This is a genomic window from Allokutzneria sp. NRRL B-24872 (assembly GCF_002155965.1).
Taxonomy (GTDB): Bacteria; Actinomycetota; Actinomycetes; order Mycobacteriales; family Pseudonocardiaceae; genus Allokutzneria.
In genome coordinates, this window is sequence record NZ_MUMH01000195.1 from 1 (window position 1) to 289 (window position 289).

Sequence of the window (289 nt, forward strand, 5' to 3'; positions counted from 1 at the left end):
ATGAGTCCGCTCGGTGAACGTCCGGATCAGTTGACCGAGGTGGTGACGAGGACGGAGCCGGAGGCGGTGCGGCCCTCGATGCGCAGCGCGGGGTTGTCCCAGCCGGACTGGCGCTCCGCGAACACGGGGAGTTCGCTGCGCGCCTCGCCGGAGACGGACAGCAGGTCGAGTTCGGCCACGATGCCTTGGCGCACACCGATTCTGAGTGAGCCGGAGCCGCTGGCGAGGTGGATGCGGCCGGACGCGGCGTCGGCGACGGTGAGGTCACCGCTGCCGGTGCGGACCTCGA

At 70.9% G+C, this 289-nt stretch carries 1 pseudogene; it reads right to left on the minus strand.

The window, feature by feature from the left end:
• Positions 1 to 26: 26 nt before the first annotated feature.
• A pseudogene (locus CCN37_RS40320) lies at positions 27 to 289 on the minus strand (hypothetical protein); the annotation flags it as partial.